This window comes from Pseudonocardia acidicola (assembly GCF_012911935.1).
GTDB classification, from domain to species: Bacteria; Actinomycetota; Actinomycetes; order Mycobacteriales; family Pseudonocardiaceae; genus Pseudonocardia; species Pseudonocardia acidicola.
Window position 1 is genome coordinate 66,095 of the sequence record NZ_JAAXLA010000027.1, and the last position, 13,805, is coordinate 79,899.

Below are 13,805 nucleotides of genomic sequence, written 5' to 3' on the forward strand. Positions count from 1 at the left end.
CTACGCGGCGGAGGCGGGGGTCGCGGGCGGCAGCATGCCGCGCGCGCGGTGCTCGAGCACGTTCGCGGCCGGCCGGGGCAGCGTCCACCCGGTGCGCCGCTCGAGCTCGGCCAGCCGGCGGCGGGCCCGCTGGTAGGCGGTGCGCCGCTCCTCTTCGTGGGGGCTGTCCCCGGCGACCGCGAGCAGCTTGAGGACCTGGTCGAGCAGGGCCCGCTCCCCCGGCGCGAACCGCGCGGCGCGGATCCGCTCGGCGGCCTGCACCGCGGCCTGCCAGGCCCGTTCGGCCCGCTCGGCGGCCCGCACGAACCCGTCCGCGTGTGTCTCGCCGGGCCACTCCTCGGTGGCCAGGGCACTCGCCTCGGCGAACGCGTCGACGAACCGGGCCGTCGCAGGCTGGGCGACGTCGGCCAGCTCGGGCCGGCGTAGCACCGCACCGGGGTCGCACTCGTACGCCGCGAACTCCCGGGCGGTCACCGCCTGCCGGCGCACCGCGTCATGCCAGCGCTCCCGGGCCGAGTCCGCCGCTGCCGGGTGCGGGGCCGAACGGGCGCCGGCGCCCGTGCTCGACGGAGCGAACCCGCTCGCCCGCACCAGCGCCCAGACGACCAGCAGCGTCACCAGCACCCCGGGCAGCAGCGGCATCCACTGGAACAGATCGTGCCAGCCGGGCCCGGGGCCCGGCCCCCAGTGGTGGTGGTGGTAGTGGTGGTGCTCGCCGAAATCGGGTCCGTATCCGGGAAGCATGCCGGCCCTCCTACCACCCGTCCTGCACTTCGGCGTCGCCGTGCGGCACCGGGCTCGACGGTAACCACGATCGGGTTATCGCCCGGTGAACGCGGCAGTGTTCTCTCAGGTCCGGGTCTCGCGCAATACCGCCAACCGGCCTACCGCCTCGGCGGGCGCTCGCTCAGCGGCCGTCAGCACCCCGTCACCAGCCCCGCATGTCCACCGGCCAGCGCTCGGCGACGCGGTCCCCGTCGACCAGGTAGATCGCCTCGTGCAGCACGACGGTGGGGTCGACGTGCGCAGGCGCAAGCCGGATCCGGTCCCCGACCCGCAGACCCAGCTCGCCGGGGGCGAAGGTCGTGTGCTCGTCGGAGCAGAACCAGACCTGCGCGCCGGGGATGGTGGGCGGGCCGTGGTCCATGCCGAGGGCCTTGAGCCCGACGTCGACCACCGCATGCCCACCGTTGTCGCCGGGGGACATCGAGATCACCGTGCCGAGCAGCCACACCGCCTGCTCGAACGGGTGCCCGAGCGCGGTGTAGGCGGTGTCCATCAGCGCGTACGAGCCGGCCTGGATCTCGGTGGCCCAGGTGTTGTCGCGGTAGGTGCCGGTGCCGCCGGCGCTGATCACGTCCCCGCCGACCCGGGCCGCGGCGCCGGTCAGCAGCGCCATCGCCTCCCGGGTCATCCGGGCCCGGTCCTCCGCGGGCTGGACGAGCATGAGGTGCCCCTCGTACCCCATCACGCCGCGGACCTCCAGGCCGCTGCGCCGGGCCAGGTCGGCCAGCTCACCGGCCTTCTCCGGCGGGCAGCCGCACCGCGGCAGCCCGACGTCGACGTCGATCAGCACCTCACGGACGCCCCCGGTGACCGCGGCCGCGATCGTCTCCCGCGAGTCCACCGCGACGGTCACCCTGGCGCCGCCGGCGACGAGCCTGCCCAGCCGGCTCGCGTCCAGCACCTCGTTGGCCAGCAGCAGGTCGCCGCCGAGCCCGGCCGCGGCCAGCGCCTCGGCCTCGCGGATCGTCGCGCAGGTGAAACCGGGGTGGCCGTTGTCGCGCTGCCAGCGGGCCAGCGACGTGCACTTGTGCGCCTTGACGTGCGGCCGCAGCCGCTCACCGGGCAGCGCCGCGGACATCGTGTCGAGGTTCGCACGCAACGCGCTGCGCTCGACCAGCAGCGCGGGCGTCGGCAGCTCGTCGACCTGCATCCGTCGAACGGTAATGACGCCGCCCGGCCGACGCCACGGGAGACCACCCGGCCGAGGACGTTCCGCCGCCCACGGCGGGCCCTGGACCGGCCGCGCGATCGCGCCCATTCTGGGCGCCGCACTGCGAGCTGCACCGGGAGGATGGCATGGCGACCGCAGCCGACCCGCGGGACCTGCGAGCCCGGGCGGAGGTGCAGGCCCGGGAGCTGGCCGCCGCCGGCGTCGCCGGGGTGACGGTCGGCTGGGCGGACAACAACGGGATCCCGCGGTCGCGGACGGTGCCGATCGCCGCGCTGCCCGACGCGGCCACCACCGGCATCGGGGTGACCTCGTTGTTCGCGGTGTTCGACAGCGCCGACACGATCACCTACGCGTACGAGGGACTGGCCACCCCGTCCGGTGACATCCGGCTGGTGGCCGAGCTCGACGGGCTGGTCCGCCTCGCCGGACAGCCCGCGCTGGCCTGGGCACCCGGTCGTCAGGTCGACGCCGACGGCGAGCCCTGGCCCTACGACCAGCGCAGCGTGCTGATCCGCCAGCTCGCGCGGCTGGCCGACGCCGGCCTGTCCGCCCTGATCGGCTACGAGCTGGAGTTCGGCGTCTACCGCGACACCGAGGACGGCGAGTTGATCCCGGCGCACCACGGCCCCGCCTACAGCCCCGCGGCACTCACCGAGATCGACGGGTTCGTGGAGTCGGTACTGCGCGACTTCGCCGCGAACGGGCTGCACATCGGGCAGCTGCACGCCGAGTACGGCCCGGCGCAGGTCGAGCTCTCGCTCACCGCGACCGACCCGCTGACCGCCGCGGACAACCAGCTGCTCGCCCGCCAGACACTGCGGGCCGCCGCCCACGTGCACGGGCTGCGGCTCAGCTTCGCCCCGCTGCCGTCCACCTCCTCGGCCGGCAACGGCTGGCACCTGCACACCTCGCTGTGGCGGGACGGGTCGAACCTGCTCGCCGGCGGGCCGCAGGGCCCGGGCCCCGAGGGCGCCGCCTACATCGCCGGGCTGCTGCGCGACCTGCCCGCGGTCGCCGCGGTCACCGCACCCAGCCTCGGGTCGCTGGCCCGGCTGCGGCCGGGGTACTTCGCGGGCGCCTACCGATTCTGGGGGGTGGAGAACCGGGAGGCGCCGCTGCGGTACGTGCCCGGTTCCGCGCTGCTGGGCGCCGACCACGCCAACGTGGAGCTCAAGACCTCCGACGCCTCGGCCAACCCGTACCTGGCGCTGGCGGCGCTGCTCGCCGCGGGAGCCGCCGGCGTGGCCGAGAAGCTCCCCCTCGGGCCGCCCGTGCAGACCGATCCCGGCACCTGGTCGGAGGCCGACCGCGCCGAGCGCGGGATCGCCGCGCTGCCCAAGACCCCCTCCGAGCAGGAGGCGGCGCTGACGGGCAACCTGCGGATCGCCGAGGTGCTCGGCAAGGAGCTGCTCGGGGCGTTCCTCGCCGTGCGCCGCTCGGACGCCGAGGCCGCCGTCGACCGCGAAACCGACGACGTGCTGGCCGGGTTGCGCTGGCGCTACTGAGCCCGGATCGGGGCGATGGTGTCGTCGTGCTCGGCGGTGGTCAGCAGCATCGCGAGCAGTTGATCGACCAGCCAGGCCTCCAGCCGCTCCCGGGGCAACTCGCGCTCCTGCAGCCAGCTCAGGCTCGCGCCCTCGACCACGGAGACCCAGCTGCGGATGGTCAGCAGCAGCAGCGGGGACGGCGCGGCCACGCCCATCCGCTCGACGATCATCGCCACGATGTGGTCGCGCACGCCGTCGACCAGCGCGTCGGTCTCGCTCGTGGAGATCACCGAGCCGCTGCGCAGCAGGGCCACGTAGGCGTTGGCGTGCCGCTCGACGACGGACAGGAACTCGCCGAGCGCGGCCCGCAGCTGATCGACCAGGGTGCCGTCGGCCGGCAGCGCGATCCGGCTGATCAGCTCGTCGACCACGGTTCCGAGCGCGGCGACGTGCAGCTCGGCGACGTTGCCGAAGTAGCGGTAGAACAACGCGCGGGAGACGTCGGCGGCGCGGGCGACGTCGTCGGCCGACAGCTGGTCGGGCGGGAGCCTGCCGTACAGCTCCAGGGCGGTCCGGATGAGGTGCTCGCGGCGCCGCTGCGGGGTCATGCGCCGCGGCGCGCGCGGCTCACCGGCCGGGGCCGGCGCGACGGCGGGGCGGGGTGGCATCAGCGGCCCTCTCGTCGGGTCTGGCTGAACGCTCATCGTCGCACTAGAGGTCCACGACCACCCGATCGCCCGCGGCACGCCCGACACACAGCGCCATCTCACCGGGCGGTCCCGGCACCTCGCCGGCCAGAACCCGGACGTGGCAGGTGCCGCAGAACCCCTGCCGGCAGGAAAACGCGACGTCGGGCACGACCTCGTGTACCGCGGCCAGCGCCGACCGGTCGGCCGGGACGTCGACGCGGATCCCGCGGCGGGCCAACTCGACGGTGAAGGGGCGGCCGCCGGCGACCGGGGGCGCGGAGAACCGCTCGGCGTGCAACGGCACGCCCGCCGGCAGCCCGCGGCGCACCGCATCGATCATCGGGGGTGGGCCGCAGCAGTACACCGCGGCGCCGGCGGGCAGCCCGTCAAGCAGTTCGGCGGCGGTCGGCGGGCCGGCGTGCTCGTCGTCGGGGCGCAGCCGGACCCGGGCCAGGTCGAGGCCGGAGCTCAACGGCAGCGACTCCCGGGTGCGGCCGGCGTGCACCAGCCGCCAGTCCGCGCCGCGAGCGGCCGCCGCGCGGACCATCGGGACGATCGGGGTGATCCCGATACCACCGGCCAGGAACAGGTACGCCGACGCGGTGACCAACGGAAACGCGTTCCGTGGGCCGCGGGCGGTGAGCGCGGCCCCGGGACGCAGGTCGTGCACCTCGCGGGAGCCGCCCGCGCCGTCGACGATGCGCCGCACCGCGATCCGGTAGGCGGTTCGATCGGCGGGGTCGCCACACAGCGAGTACTGCCGCACCCGCCCCGACGGCAGCACCAGGTCCAGGTGCGCGCCGGGATGCCACCCCGGCAGGACGCCCCCGCCGGCCCGGCTGAGCCGCAGCCCGACCACGTCGGGGGCCTCGCGGCGCACCTCGGCGACGACGAGCGGGAGGTCGCGGTCCACCGCCGCGATCGGCGGCCGGCGCCGGCCGCTGCGCTGGGCCAGCCGCGCGGAGAGCGCGACCACCGCGTTGATGCGGCGCATCAGCGGGTCCGGGCGGACCCCGTCCGCGTCACGTGACCCGTTCACCCTGCGGCTCGCGCGTCGGCGGTCCGGGCGGCCGGCGAGGTCGCCAGGTAGGTGACGGCCGCGCCGGTCGACCCGTACTGCGACGGGTGGTAGCCCGGCCGCAGATAGGTCAGCAGCGCGCGCGCCAGCCCGCCGATGCCGGGGACCAGCCCGCGGCGCCCGGCGCGCACCCAGTCCCGCCACCGGGGCGTGCCGGGCACCGGGTCGCGGGCGAGCAGGAACCGCACCCCGCGCACCCAGAGCCCGAACAGGATCGGCGCGGCCGGCAGCATCGCCCGGACCCGCCGCAGGTAGCGGCCGTCGAGGTGGGCGAACAGGTCGTGGGCCACCGCGCGGTGCTCGACCTCCTCGGCGCCGTGCCAGCGCAGCAGGTCGAGCATCGTCGGGTGCGTGCCGGCGGCGTCGAGCGCGCGGGCGTCGAGCACCCACTGGCCCAGGTACGCGGTGATGTGCTCGACCGCGGCGGTCAGCGCGATCCGCTCCACCAGCCACTCCTGGGCGCGCCGGCCGGTGAGCCCGCGGTCGTCGAGGGCCCGGCGGAACATCCACTCGACCTGATCGACGTACGGGCTCGTGTCCAGCCCCCGGGCGGCGAAGTGGTCGAGCACCCCCTGGTGCGACGCGGCGTGCATCGCCTCCTGACCGATGAACCCGCGTACGTCCTCGGCCAGCCGGGGGTCGCGGATCAGCGGCAGCGCTTCGGAGAACAGCCGGACGAACCAGCGCTCCCCCTCGGGCAGCAGCAGGTGCAGCACGTCGAGCACGTGGGTGGCGAAGGGCTCGCCGGGGATCCAGTGCACGGGCAGCCCGGACCAGTCGAACTGCACGTCGCGGGCGTGCAGGGCGACGCGCCGGGGATCGGCGGCCGGCTGCTCGGTGCTCATCAGCGCGGTCCGATCTCGCGGCGCGCCATCGCCCGCAGCAGCCCCGGGGTGAGCCGGGACGCGAGCAGCCCCAGGTGGGCCTCCGGCGTCACCGGGGCGAGGGCCACGTCGCGTTCGACGGCCCGCACCACCTCGGCCGCGACCCGCTCCGGGGTGTAGTTGCGCTTCTTGTACAGCGCCGTGGTGGCCTGCTGCCGGTGGTGCTCGGTCGCGGCGTCGACCCCGACGAACCGGGTGGTGGCCGTGATGTTGGTGTGCACGAACCCGGGGCACAGCGCGGTGACCCCGATGCCGTGGTCGGCGAGTTCCGCGCGCAGGCACTCCGACAGGGTGAGCACGGCCGACTTGGTGGTGGCGTAGGCCGACAGCGTGCGCTGCGGCAGGTAGGCCGCGGCGGACGCGACGTTGACGATGTGCCCGCCCTCGCCGTGCTCGCGCAGCTGCGCGCCGAACAGCCGGCAGCCGTGGATGACGCCCCACAGGTTGACGTCGATGATCTTCTGCCAGTCGGCGACGGTGGTGTCGGCGAACGGGCCGGCCATCCCGATGCCGGCGTTGTTGACCACCACGTCGGGCACGCCGTGCTCGGCGGCGACCTGCTTGGCGAAGGCGTCCATCGCCTCGCCGTCGGACACGTCGACCTGGCGGGCGCTCGCGCGGGCGCCGAGCCGCTCGGCGAGTTCGGCGGTCTGCCGCGCGCTGTCGAGGTCGCGGTCGGCGACGACCACCTCGGCGCCCCGGCCGGCGAACGCCAGCGCGGTGGCCCGGCCGATGCCGCTGCCCGCCCCGGTGACGACGACGAGCCGGTCGGTCCAGCGCCCGTTGCCCACCCGGGCCCGGCGCAGCGACGGGGCCTCGGGGCCGCCCTCGACGTGCGCCACGAGCTCCCGCACGCAGCGGGCGACGATCTCGGGGTGGGTGCGCGGCACCCAGTGCCCGGCCGGGAGCCGGCGGATCCGCAGGTCGTCGACGAAGGGCTCGATCCGGGTCTGCATCGGCGTGGTCACGTAGGAGTCCCCGGTCGGCGCGAGGACCTGCACCGGGACGTCCGTGCGGCGGACCTCCGGGTTCGCCAGCCGGGCCGCGATGTTGCACCGGTAGAGCTCGAGCCCGCGAACGCCGTCGGACACCGCGGGGCGCGGGATGCCCGCCAGCCGGGCGAGCACCCGGCCGAACAGCCCCGACCGCCACGCCAGCTCGGGCAGCACCGGCGTACGGAAGAACCCGATGTACCAGGACGCCAGCGACTGGCGCAGCTTGGCGCGCACCTCGCCGCGGCCCCGCAGCCAGGCGCCGACGTGGTCCAGGCACGGCCCGGAGATCGACGTGTAGGACGCGACGCGCCGGCGCAGCCGGGGGTCGGTGACCGCGTGCCAGGTCTGGATGGCGCCCCAGTCGTGCGCGAGCAGGTGCACCGGGCGGTCCGGGCCGACCGCGTCGAGGACCGCGGCGAGGTCGTCGGCGAGCCGGTCGACGTGGTAGCCGGCCCGGTTGCGCGGCGCGTCGGAGGCGCCGGCACCGCGGACGTCGTAGGTGACGACGTGGTGGGTGTCGCGCAGCGCGGCGACGACGCCGTCCCACACCGTGTGGTCGTCGGGGTATCCGTGCACCGCGACGACGGTGGGCGCGGCCGGGTCACCGTGCTCCTGCACGGCGAGCCGGAGACCGTCGGGGGTGGTGACCGTCGTCGACGACGTGTGAGACATACCGTCATGTTAGAAAACGTGTCAACAGTGGCGGGTGTCCGGCCTCACATCCGCTCGAAAGGGGAAACATCGCCCGAACCGGCGTGTTGCACCTCCCGGGCCGGGCGACGAGGGGGAGGCCGACACGTGACGACGCAGGACCGCACGACCGAGCCGGAGGCGGTACCTGGCCGGAGGCACCGACTGCGACTGACCCTGATCCTGGGCGCACTGATCGCCCTGGGCCCGCTGACCATCGACATGTACCTGCCGGCGCTGCCGAGCATCACCGCCGACCTGCTGACCACCTCGTCGACGATCCAGCTGACCCTCACCGGGACGCTGGTCGGCCTCGCCCTCGGCCAGCTGATCGTCGGCCCGCTGTCCGACGCGGTCGGCCGGCGGCGTCCGCTGCTGATCGGGACCGCGATCCACGTGCTGGCGTCGGCACTGATCATCATCGCGCCGAACGTCGCCGTGCTCGGCGGGTTGCGCGTGCTGCAGGGCGTGGGCGCCGCGGCCGGGGCCGTCGTCGCGATGGCGATCGTCCGCGACCTGTTCACCGGCCGGGCCGCAGCCACCCTGCTGTCCCGGCTGATCCTGGTCATGGGCGCGGCGCCGGTACTCGCACCGACGATCGGCGGGGAACTGCTGCGACTGACCGACTGGCGCGGGGTCTTCGCCGCGCTCGCGCTGTACGGTCTGGCCCTCCTCCCGGTCACCGCGTGGGGTCTGCGCGAGACGCTACCGCCGCAGCGCCGTCGCCCCGCCGGCGCCCGGAACACCCTGCGCACCTACCGCGGCCTGCTGCGCGACCGTACGTTCGTCGGGCTCGTGCTCGTCGCCGGGCTGGCCATGGCCGCGCTGTTCGGCTACGTCTCCGGCTCCTCGTTCGTGTTCCAGGAGCAGTTCGGCCTCGACCAGCAGGAGTTCGGGCTGACCTTCGGCGCCGGCGCCGTGTGGCTGATCGCCGCCACCCAGCTGAACCCCGTCCTGCTGCGCCGGTTCGAGCCGCGGCAGATCCTGGTCGCCGCGGTGAGCGCCGGAACCCTGGCCGGGATCGCGCTGTTCGCGATCGCCTCGACCGAGCCCAGCGGCCTGGCCGGCCTGCTCGTCCCGCTGTGGGCGGTGCTGTTCGCAGCGGGGCTCGCCCTGCCCAACGCACCTGCGCTCGCGCTGTCCCGCCACGGCGAGGCTGCCGGCACCGCTGCCGCGCTGCTCGGTGCGGTGCAGTTCGGGGTGGGTGCGGCCATCTCACCGATGGTCGGCGTGCTCGGCAACGACGCCGTCGCGATGGGCGCCGTGGTGGCCTGCGCGATGCTGCTGGCACTGGTCGTGCTGGTCGTCGTGGTGCGCCCCTGGCAGCTCGAGGACCTCGACGAGGACCGGACCGCGGCGGCGGCCACCGCGCACTGAGGCCTCAGGCCGACGCCTCGGCGGCGCCGGTCTCCGCCGCCCGCTCTGCCACCTGTTCCGCCGCGTCGAGCTGGTCGATCGCCCACACCGCCCAGTCGTGCACCGCGTCGTACTGACGCAGCCCGAACTCCGCGGCGAGCTGCCCGAAACCGGCCCGGCCGACCTGGACCGACCCGTGCTCCTCCCGGATCCGCCGTAGCTCGGCCGCCTCGTGCGCCGTGTTCTCGGCGATGCGCCGCAGCACGACGCGCGCGTCCGCGGGCTCGAGCGCGGAGAGCAGGAACATCCGCAGCACCTGCTCGTTGCGCACTTTCGCGCCCCGGCGCGGCGGCGCGAGCAGCCACGAGCGCAGTTCCTCGCGGCCGGCGGCGGTGATCGCATAGGTGCGGCTGCCGCGGGCACCGGAGTGGACGACCTCCGCCAGGCCGCGCTCGGCCAGCCGGTTCAGCTCCGGATAGATGCTCGTGTGCCCGGCCTGCCAGGCGTAGCGGCCGAGGTCGGCCTCGAAGACCTTGGTCAGCTCGTAGCCACTGGCCGGCTCGACGGCGAGCAGTCCCAGCAGCGCGTGCGACAGCGACATGACCCGCACCCTACCGTCCAGGATCGACATGTCGCTATTGACATGTTGAAGTCAGATGGAGCACGCTCTCGGCATCACCCACGAGGAGATCCCGATGAGCGCTTCCACCGCCCCGCTGCACCTCGCCGGGCACCTCGCCCCGGTCCCCGACGAGATCGACGCGATCGACCTGCCCGTGACGGGCGCGCTGCCGGCCGAGCTCAACGGCCGCTACCTGCGCAACGGCCCCAACCCGCTGCCCGGCGATCCCCCGTCGCACTGGTTCACCGGGCACGGCATGGTGCACGGCGTGCGGCTGCGCGAGGGCCGTGCCGAGTGGTACCGCAATCGCTGGGTCCGCACCGGCGCTCTGGCCGGGCGCAGCATGGTCGGGCCCGACGGGACGTTCGACCGCACCGTCGGCACGGCGAACACCCACGTGCTCGCCCACGCCGGACGCATCCTGGCGCTGGTGGAGAGCAGCTTTCCGTGCCTGATGACCCCGGAGCTGGAGACCGTCGGGCCGATCGACTTCGACGGCCGGCTCACCACCGCCATGACCGCGCACCCCAAGTGCGACCCGGTCACCGGCGAGCTGCACTTCTTCGGTTACGGCGTGCTCCCGCCCTACCTCACCTACCATCGGCTCTCCGCCGGCGGTGAGCTCGTGCAGAGCACCGAGATCGAGGTTCCCGGCCCGACGATGGCGCACGACTTCGCGATCACCGCCCACCACGCCGTGTTCCTGGACCTGCCGATGACGTTCCAGCTGGACCTGCTCGGGACCGGGATGCCGTTCGGCTGGGACGAGCAGTACGGCGCCCGGCTCGGTGTCATGGCACTCGACCGGCCCGGCGTCGTGCGCTGGTTCGACGTCGACCCCTGCTACGTCTTCCACGTGGGCAACGCCCATGAGGACGCCGAGGGCCGGATCGTGGTCGACGGCGCGCGGTACTCGCCGGCCGACACCCGCGTCATGTGGGCCTCGATCGGCCGCGCCGCCACCGACCGGATGGCGGCCGCCGCGGCCGGCGGCGCGGCCCGGATGCACCGCTGGGTCCTGGACCCGGCGACCGGCGCGGTCGGCGAACAGCCGCTGGACGACCGGGGCGTCGAGTTCCCGACCCTCGACGGCGACCGCGTCGGCCGGGTCAGCCGTTATCGCTACGCCGTGGCCGACTCCCGATCGGCCGCCGCGATCGTCAAGTTCGACACCGAACACGGCACCGCGGTCGAGCACTCCCTCGGCGCCGACACCGTCGCGGGCGAGGCCGTCTTCGTGCCCGCCGACGCCCCCGGCCGCGCCGAGGACGACGGCTGGCTGCTCACGATCACCACCCGGCGCGACGGCAGTGCCTCGCAACTACTGGTGCTGGACGCGACCGACGTGGGCGGAGCGCCGGTCGCCGCGGTGGCCCTGCCGCGCGGGGTGCCGTCCGGCTTCCACGGTTCCTGGATCGACGACGCCGAGATGGGCCTCTAGGTGGACACCCCGGACAGCGACGGACTGCAGCGAAAGGCGGACACGATGACCCCGGACACCACCACCGATGCGGGGGCCGCCACCGGCGCCTCGCGGCCGCGCCTGCTCACCCTGGTGCGCGGGCTGGCGTGGGACGTCGGTCTGCCGCTGGTCACCTACTACGCGCTGCACCTGCTGGGCGCGAGCGACTGGGTGGCGCTGCTCGCGGCCACGCTGGTCGCCGGCGTGCGGATCGTGTGGGTGGCCGTCCGCAGCCGCAGCGCGAACCTGTTCGCCACGCTGATGCTGGTGGTGTTCGGGCTCGGCCTGGCCATGGCGTTCCTCAGCGGTGACGCCCGGTTCCTGCTGCTCAAGGACTCGATCACGACGGGCGCGGTGGGGATCACCTTCCTGGTCACCGCCGCGCTGGGCCGCCCGCTGACCCTGGCCGCCATGACGGTGTGGCAGCCGGCCGAGGCAGCGGAGCTGACGACGAGGTTCCGGACGGTCCCCGAGTTCCGTCATGGCCATCTGCTCGCCTCGACGGTGTGGGGTGCCGGGCTGCTCACCGAGGCCGTCGTGCGGATCCCGCTGATCTACCTGCTGCCGATCGACGTCATGGTCGGGCTGTCCACCGCGCTGATGATCGCCGCGTTCGCCGGGCTGATCGCCTGGACCGGCTGGTACACGAGGTGGGCCGAGCGCCAGGCCAGGCCCCGGGCCGCGTGAGCCGGTGCCGCCGCGGAGCCGGTCAGGGGTCGGCTGCCAGCCGCTCCTCGATCGCGTCCGCGGCGGCGACGGCCCCGCCGGCCTCGCGGATGCTCGTGCGCATCGCGGCGAGGTTGGCGCGGATCCGCTCGTCGGCCGCGACCTCGTCGACCGCCGCGCGCAGCCGCTGCGGGGTGAGGTCGTCCGGGACGAGCCGGCGGCCGAGCCCGAGCTCCTCCACCCGGCGGGCGTTGGCCTCCTGCTCGGGCATCTGCGGCGCGGTCACCAGCGGCACGGCGTAGTACAGCGACTCCATCGTCGAGTTCATGCCTGCGTGGGAGACGAACGCACCGGCGTGGCGCAGCACGGTGGGCTGCGGGAAGTACGGACGCACCTCGACGTTGGGCGGTACCGGCCCGAGCTCACCGGGATCGACCCGCTCGCCGACGGCCATCGCCACCTGCCACGGGCCGTCGCCGAACGCGTCCAGGCACATCCGGAAGAAGTCGGGACGATTGTTGAACGCCGTCCCGAGCGAGATGAACAGCACCGGCGCGCCACCCGGGGGCGGTCGCCAGCCGGGGTCGTCCTCGCGACGGCCCGGGGCGGGGCCGACGAAGCGGAACCGCTCGTCGAAGGTGTCCGCGGCGGGCTGGAACTCGCGCGGTACGAACACGATGTTCAGCGACGCGGGCGGGCCCGTCATCGGGTGCGCCTGCGGGCCGAGGCCCTGTTCGGCGGCGAAGTCCTGCATCGCCTGCCGGGCCCGCCGCAGTGCCGGCTGGTCCGGTCCGAAGATCGACGAGGCGAAGCCGCCGAACGGCGAGAACTGCTCGTTGCTCGCCAGGACGGGCACGAGCGCGACGTCGGCCAGGCCCAGCCGGCCGGCCAGGACCCGTCCGGTGAGGCTCATCCGGCCGTAGCAGACCGCCTGCGGCGGATCCTGCCGGAAATGCGCCTCCAGCCGCGGCACGTCGACGCGGGCGTCGCTGACGAACTGCTCGAGCAGCCCGGCGAAGCGGTCCGGGTCGAAGTCGGTGAGCCGGGGCGGCACCGGCATGTCGGTCTGCGTCGGGATCAGCGTCGCGCCGGCATCCTCGACGGCCCGGGTGAACCGCTCGTGGGTGGCGTAGCTGACGCGCCAGCCGCGGCGCACGAGCTCCGCCACCACCGGCAGCGTCGGGTTGACGTGGCCGTGGCCGGGCACGTTGACGAAGGCGAGGTGCCGATCCATTCAGGTCAGCGTGCCCGGCGTGGTGACGGGGTCAAGGGGCGACCGGCCTTTCCCTGACCACCAGGAACGGCAGGAACGCCTGGGTGAGCGGGCCGATGGCCAGCGCGTAGAGCACGGTGCCGGCACCGACCGTGCCGCCGAGCAGCCAGCCGCAGCTCAGCACGGTCAGCTCGATCCCGGTGCGGACCAGCCGCAACGACCGCCCGGTGCGGGCGGCCAGGCCCGTCATCAGCCCGTCGCGCGGTCCGGGGCCGAGCCGGGCCCCGATGTAGGCGGCCGACGCGACGCCGTTGAGCACCACGCCGCCGACCATCAGCCCGATCCTCCCGGCGACCCCCGCCGGTGCCGGCAGCAGGGCGAGCGCGGCGTCGACCGCGAACGCGATGACCACGACGTTGGCGACGGTGCCGAGACCGGGCCGCTGGCGCAGCGGGATCCACAGCAACAGCACGAAGGCGCCGACCACCGCGGTGATCGCACCGAAGCTGAGCGGGATGTTCCGGGTCAGGCCGTCGTGCAGCACGTCCCATGGGTTGAGCCCGAGGGTGCCGCGGACCTGCATCGCCATGCTGGTGCCGTACAACGCCAGCCCGGCGAACAGCTGGACGAGGCGCCGGACGGGTGCGTGCCGGACGGGGAGCGAACGCAGATCGACGGTGGCCACCACCCCTGTCTCTTATACACA

The 13,805-nt window shown here is 74.6% G+C and carries 13 protein-coding genes; 4 read left to right on the forward strand and 9 right to left on the reverse strand.

Annotation, left to right across the window (positions count from 1 at the left end; all coding sequences use genetic code 11):
• Both HF526_RS16155 and HF526_RS16160 read right to left on the reverse strand, forming a co-directional pair.
• Nucleotides 1–744: a hypothetical protein gene (locus tag HF526_RS16155; protein WP_169382267.1), complete on the reverse strand. Its 744-nt coding sequence runs from the start codon at nt 742–744 to the stop codon at nt 1–3.
• A gap of 184 nt (nt 745–928) precedes the next feature.
• Nucleotides 929–1,936: an alanine racemase gene (locus HF526_RS16160; protein WP_169382268.1), complete on the reverse strand. Its 1,008-nt coding sequence runs from the start codon at nt 1,934–1,936 to the stop codon at nt 929–931.
• A gap of 146 nt (nt 1,937–2,082) precedes the next feature.
• Between HF526_RS16160 and HF526_RS16165 the strand changes: the two genes are divergently transcribed.
• Complete coding sequence (locus HF526_RS16165) at nt 2,083–3,462, forward strand: type I glutamate--ammonia ligase (protein ID WP_169382269.1); 1,380 nt, start codon at nt 2,083–2,085, stop codon at nt 3,460–3,462.
• Here the strand turns inward: HF526_RS16165 and HF526_RS16170 are convergent.
• The 4 genes from HF526_RS16170 to HF526_RS16185 are packed head-to-tail and all read right to left on the reverse strand — an operon-like array spanning nt 3,456 to nt 7,762.
• Complete coding sequence (locus HF526_RS16170) at nt 3,456–4,148, reverse strand: TetR/AcrR family transcriptional regulator (RefSeq protein ID WP_338051514.1); 693 nt, start codon at nt 4,146–4,148, stop codon at nt 3,456–3,458. The genes HF526_RS16165 and HF526_RS16170 overlap by 7 nt on opposite strands.
• A gap of 7 nt (nt 4,149–4,155) precedes the next feature.
• Nucleotides 4,156–5,127 carry a PDR/VanB family oxidoreductase gene (locus HF526_RS16175; protein ID WP_169382287.1) on the reverse strand — a complete coding sequence of 324 codons (972 nt, stop codon included), beginning with the start codon at nt 5,125–5,127 and terminating at the stop codon, nt 4,156–4,158.
• 41 nt (nt 5,128–5,168) lie between these two features.
• Nucleotides 5,169–6,056: a metal-dependent hydrolase gene (locus HF526_RS16180; protein ID WP_169382270.1), complete on the reverse strand. Its 888-nt coding sequence runs from the start codon at nt 6,054–6,056 to the stop codon at nt 5,169–5,171.
• Nucleotides 6,056–7,762: an SDR family oxidoreductase gene (locus tag HF526_RS16185; protein WP_169382271.1), complete on the reverse strand. Its 1,707-nt coding sequence runs from the start codon at nt 7,760–7,762 to the stop codon at nt 6,056–6,058. The genes HF526_RS16180 and HF526_RS16185 overlap by 1 nt, the downstream gene beginning before the upstream one ends.
• 126 nt (nt 7,763–7,888) lie before the next feature.
• Here HF526_RS16185 and HF526_RS16190 point away from each other — a divergent pair, with 126 nt between their 5' ends.
• Nucleotides 7,889–9,157, forward strand: coding sequence for a multidrug effflux MFS transporter (locus tag HF526_RS16190; RefSeq protein ID WP_338051516.1), 1,269 nt, complete (start codon nt 7,889–7,891; stop codon nt 9,155–9,157).
• Between the two features lie 4 nt (nt 9,158–9,161).
• Here HF526_RS16190 and HF526_RS16195 read toward each other — a convergent pair whose 3' ends face one another.
• Nucleotides 9,162–9,737, reverse strand: coding sequence for a PadR family transcriptional regulator (locus tag HF526_RS16195; RefSeq protein WP_169382273.1), 576 nt, complete (start codon nt 9,735–9,737; stop codon nt 9,162–9,164).
• Nucleotides 9,738–9,831: 94 nt separating this feature from the next.
• On the opposite strand from HF526_RS16195, the gene HF526_RS16200 reads away from it, so the two are divergent.
• The gene (locus tag HF526_RS16200) at nt 9,832–11,199 is read left to right on the forward strand and encodes a carotenoid oxygenase family protein (RefSeq protein WP_169382274.1); all 1,368 of its coding nucleotides are present in this window, start codon (nt 9,832–9,834) and stop codon (nt 11,197–11,199) included.
• Nucleotides 11,200–11,244: 45 nt separating this feature from the next.
• Nucleotides 11,245–11,907 carry a VC0807 family protein gene (locus tag HF526_RS16205; protein WP_169382275.1) on the forward strand — a complete coding sequence of 221 codons (663 nt, stop codon included), beginning with the start codon at nt 11,245–11,247 and terminating at the stop codon, nt 11,905–11,907.
• 22 nt (nt 11,908–11,929) lie between these two features.
• On the opposite strand, the gene HF526_RS16210 is transcribed toward HF526_RS16205, so the two are convergent.
• Both HF526_RS16210 and yczE read right to left on the reverse strand, forming a co-directional pair.
• On the reverse strand, nt 11,930–13,120 hold the full coding sequence (locus HF526_RS16210; protein WP_169382276.1) for a macrolide family glycosyltransferase: 1,191 nt from the start codon (nt 13,118–13,120) through the stop codon (nt 11,930–11,932).
• Between the two features lie 31 nt (nt 13,121–13,151).
• Nucleotides 13,152–13,787 carry a membrane protein YczE gene (gene yczE / locus HF526_RS16215; RefSeq protein WP_338051517.1) on the reverse strand — a complete coding sequence of 212 codons (636 nt, stop codon included), beginning with the start codon at nt 13,785–13,787 and terminating at the stop codon, nt 13,152–13,154.
• Between the last annotated feature and the right edge of the window lie 18 nt (nt 13,788–13,805).

Bases quoted from the DNA above. Each gene is read 5' to 3' on its own strand.
- HF526_RS16155 (WP_169382267.1), bottom strand. From the start codon at position 744: ATGCTTCCCGGATACGGACCCGATTTCGGCGAGCACCACCACTACCAC.
- HF526_RS16160 (WP_169382268.1), bottom strand. From the start codon at position 1,936: ATGCAGGTCGACGAGCTGCCGACGCCCGCGCTGCTGGTCGAGCGCAGC.
- HF526_RS16165 (WP_169382269.1), top strand. From the start codon at position 2,083: ATGGCGACCGCAGCCGACCCGCGGGACCTGCGAGCCCGGGCGGAGGTG.
- HF526_RS16170 (WP_338051514.1), bottom strand. From the start codon at position 4,148: ATGAGCGTTCAGCCAGACCCGACGAGAGGGCCGCTGATGCCACCCCGC.
- HF526_RS16175 (WP_169382287.1), bottom strand. From the start codon at position 5,127: ATGCGCCGCATCAACGCGGTGGTCGCGCTCTCCGCGCGGCTGGCCCAG.
- HF526_RS16180 (WP_169382270.1), bottom strand. From the start codon at position 6,056: ATGAGCACCGAGCAGCCGGCCGCCGATCCCCGGCGCGTCGCCCTGCAC.
- HF526_RS16185 (WP_169382271.1), bottom strand. From the start codon at position 7,762: ATGTCTCACACGTCGTCGACGACGGTCACCACCCCCGACGGTCTCCGG.
- HF526_RS16195 (WP_169382273.1), bottom strand. From the start codon at position 9,737: ATGTCGCTGTCGCACGCGCTGCTGGGACTGCTCGCCGTCGAGCCGGCC.
- HF526_RS16200 (WP_169382274.1), top strand. From the start codon at position 9,832: ATGAGCGCTTCCACCGCCCCGCTGCACCTCGCCGGGCACCTCGCCCCG.
- HF526_RS16205 (WP_169382275.1), top strand. From the start codon at position 11,245: ATGACCCCGGACACCACCACCGATGCGGGGGCCGCCACCGGCGCCTCG.
- HF526_RS16210 (WP_169382276.1), bottom strand. From the start codon at position 13,120: ATGGATCGGCACCTCGCCTTCGTCAACGTGCCCGGCCACGGCCACGTC.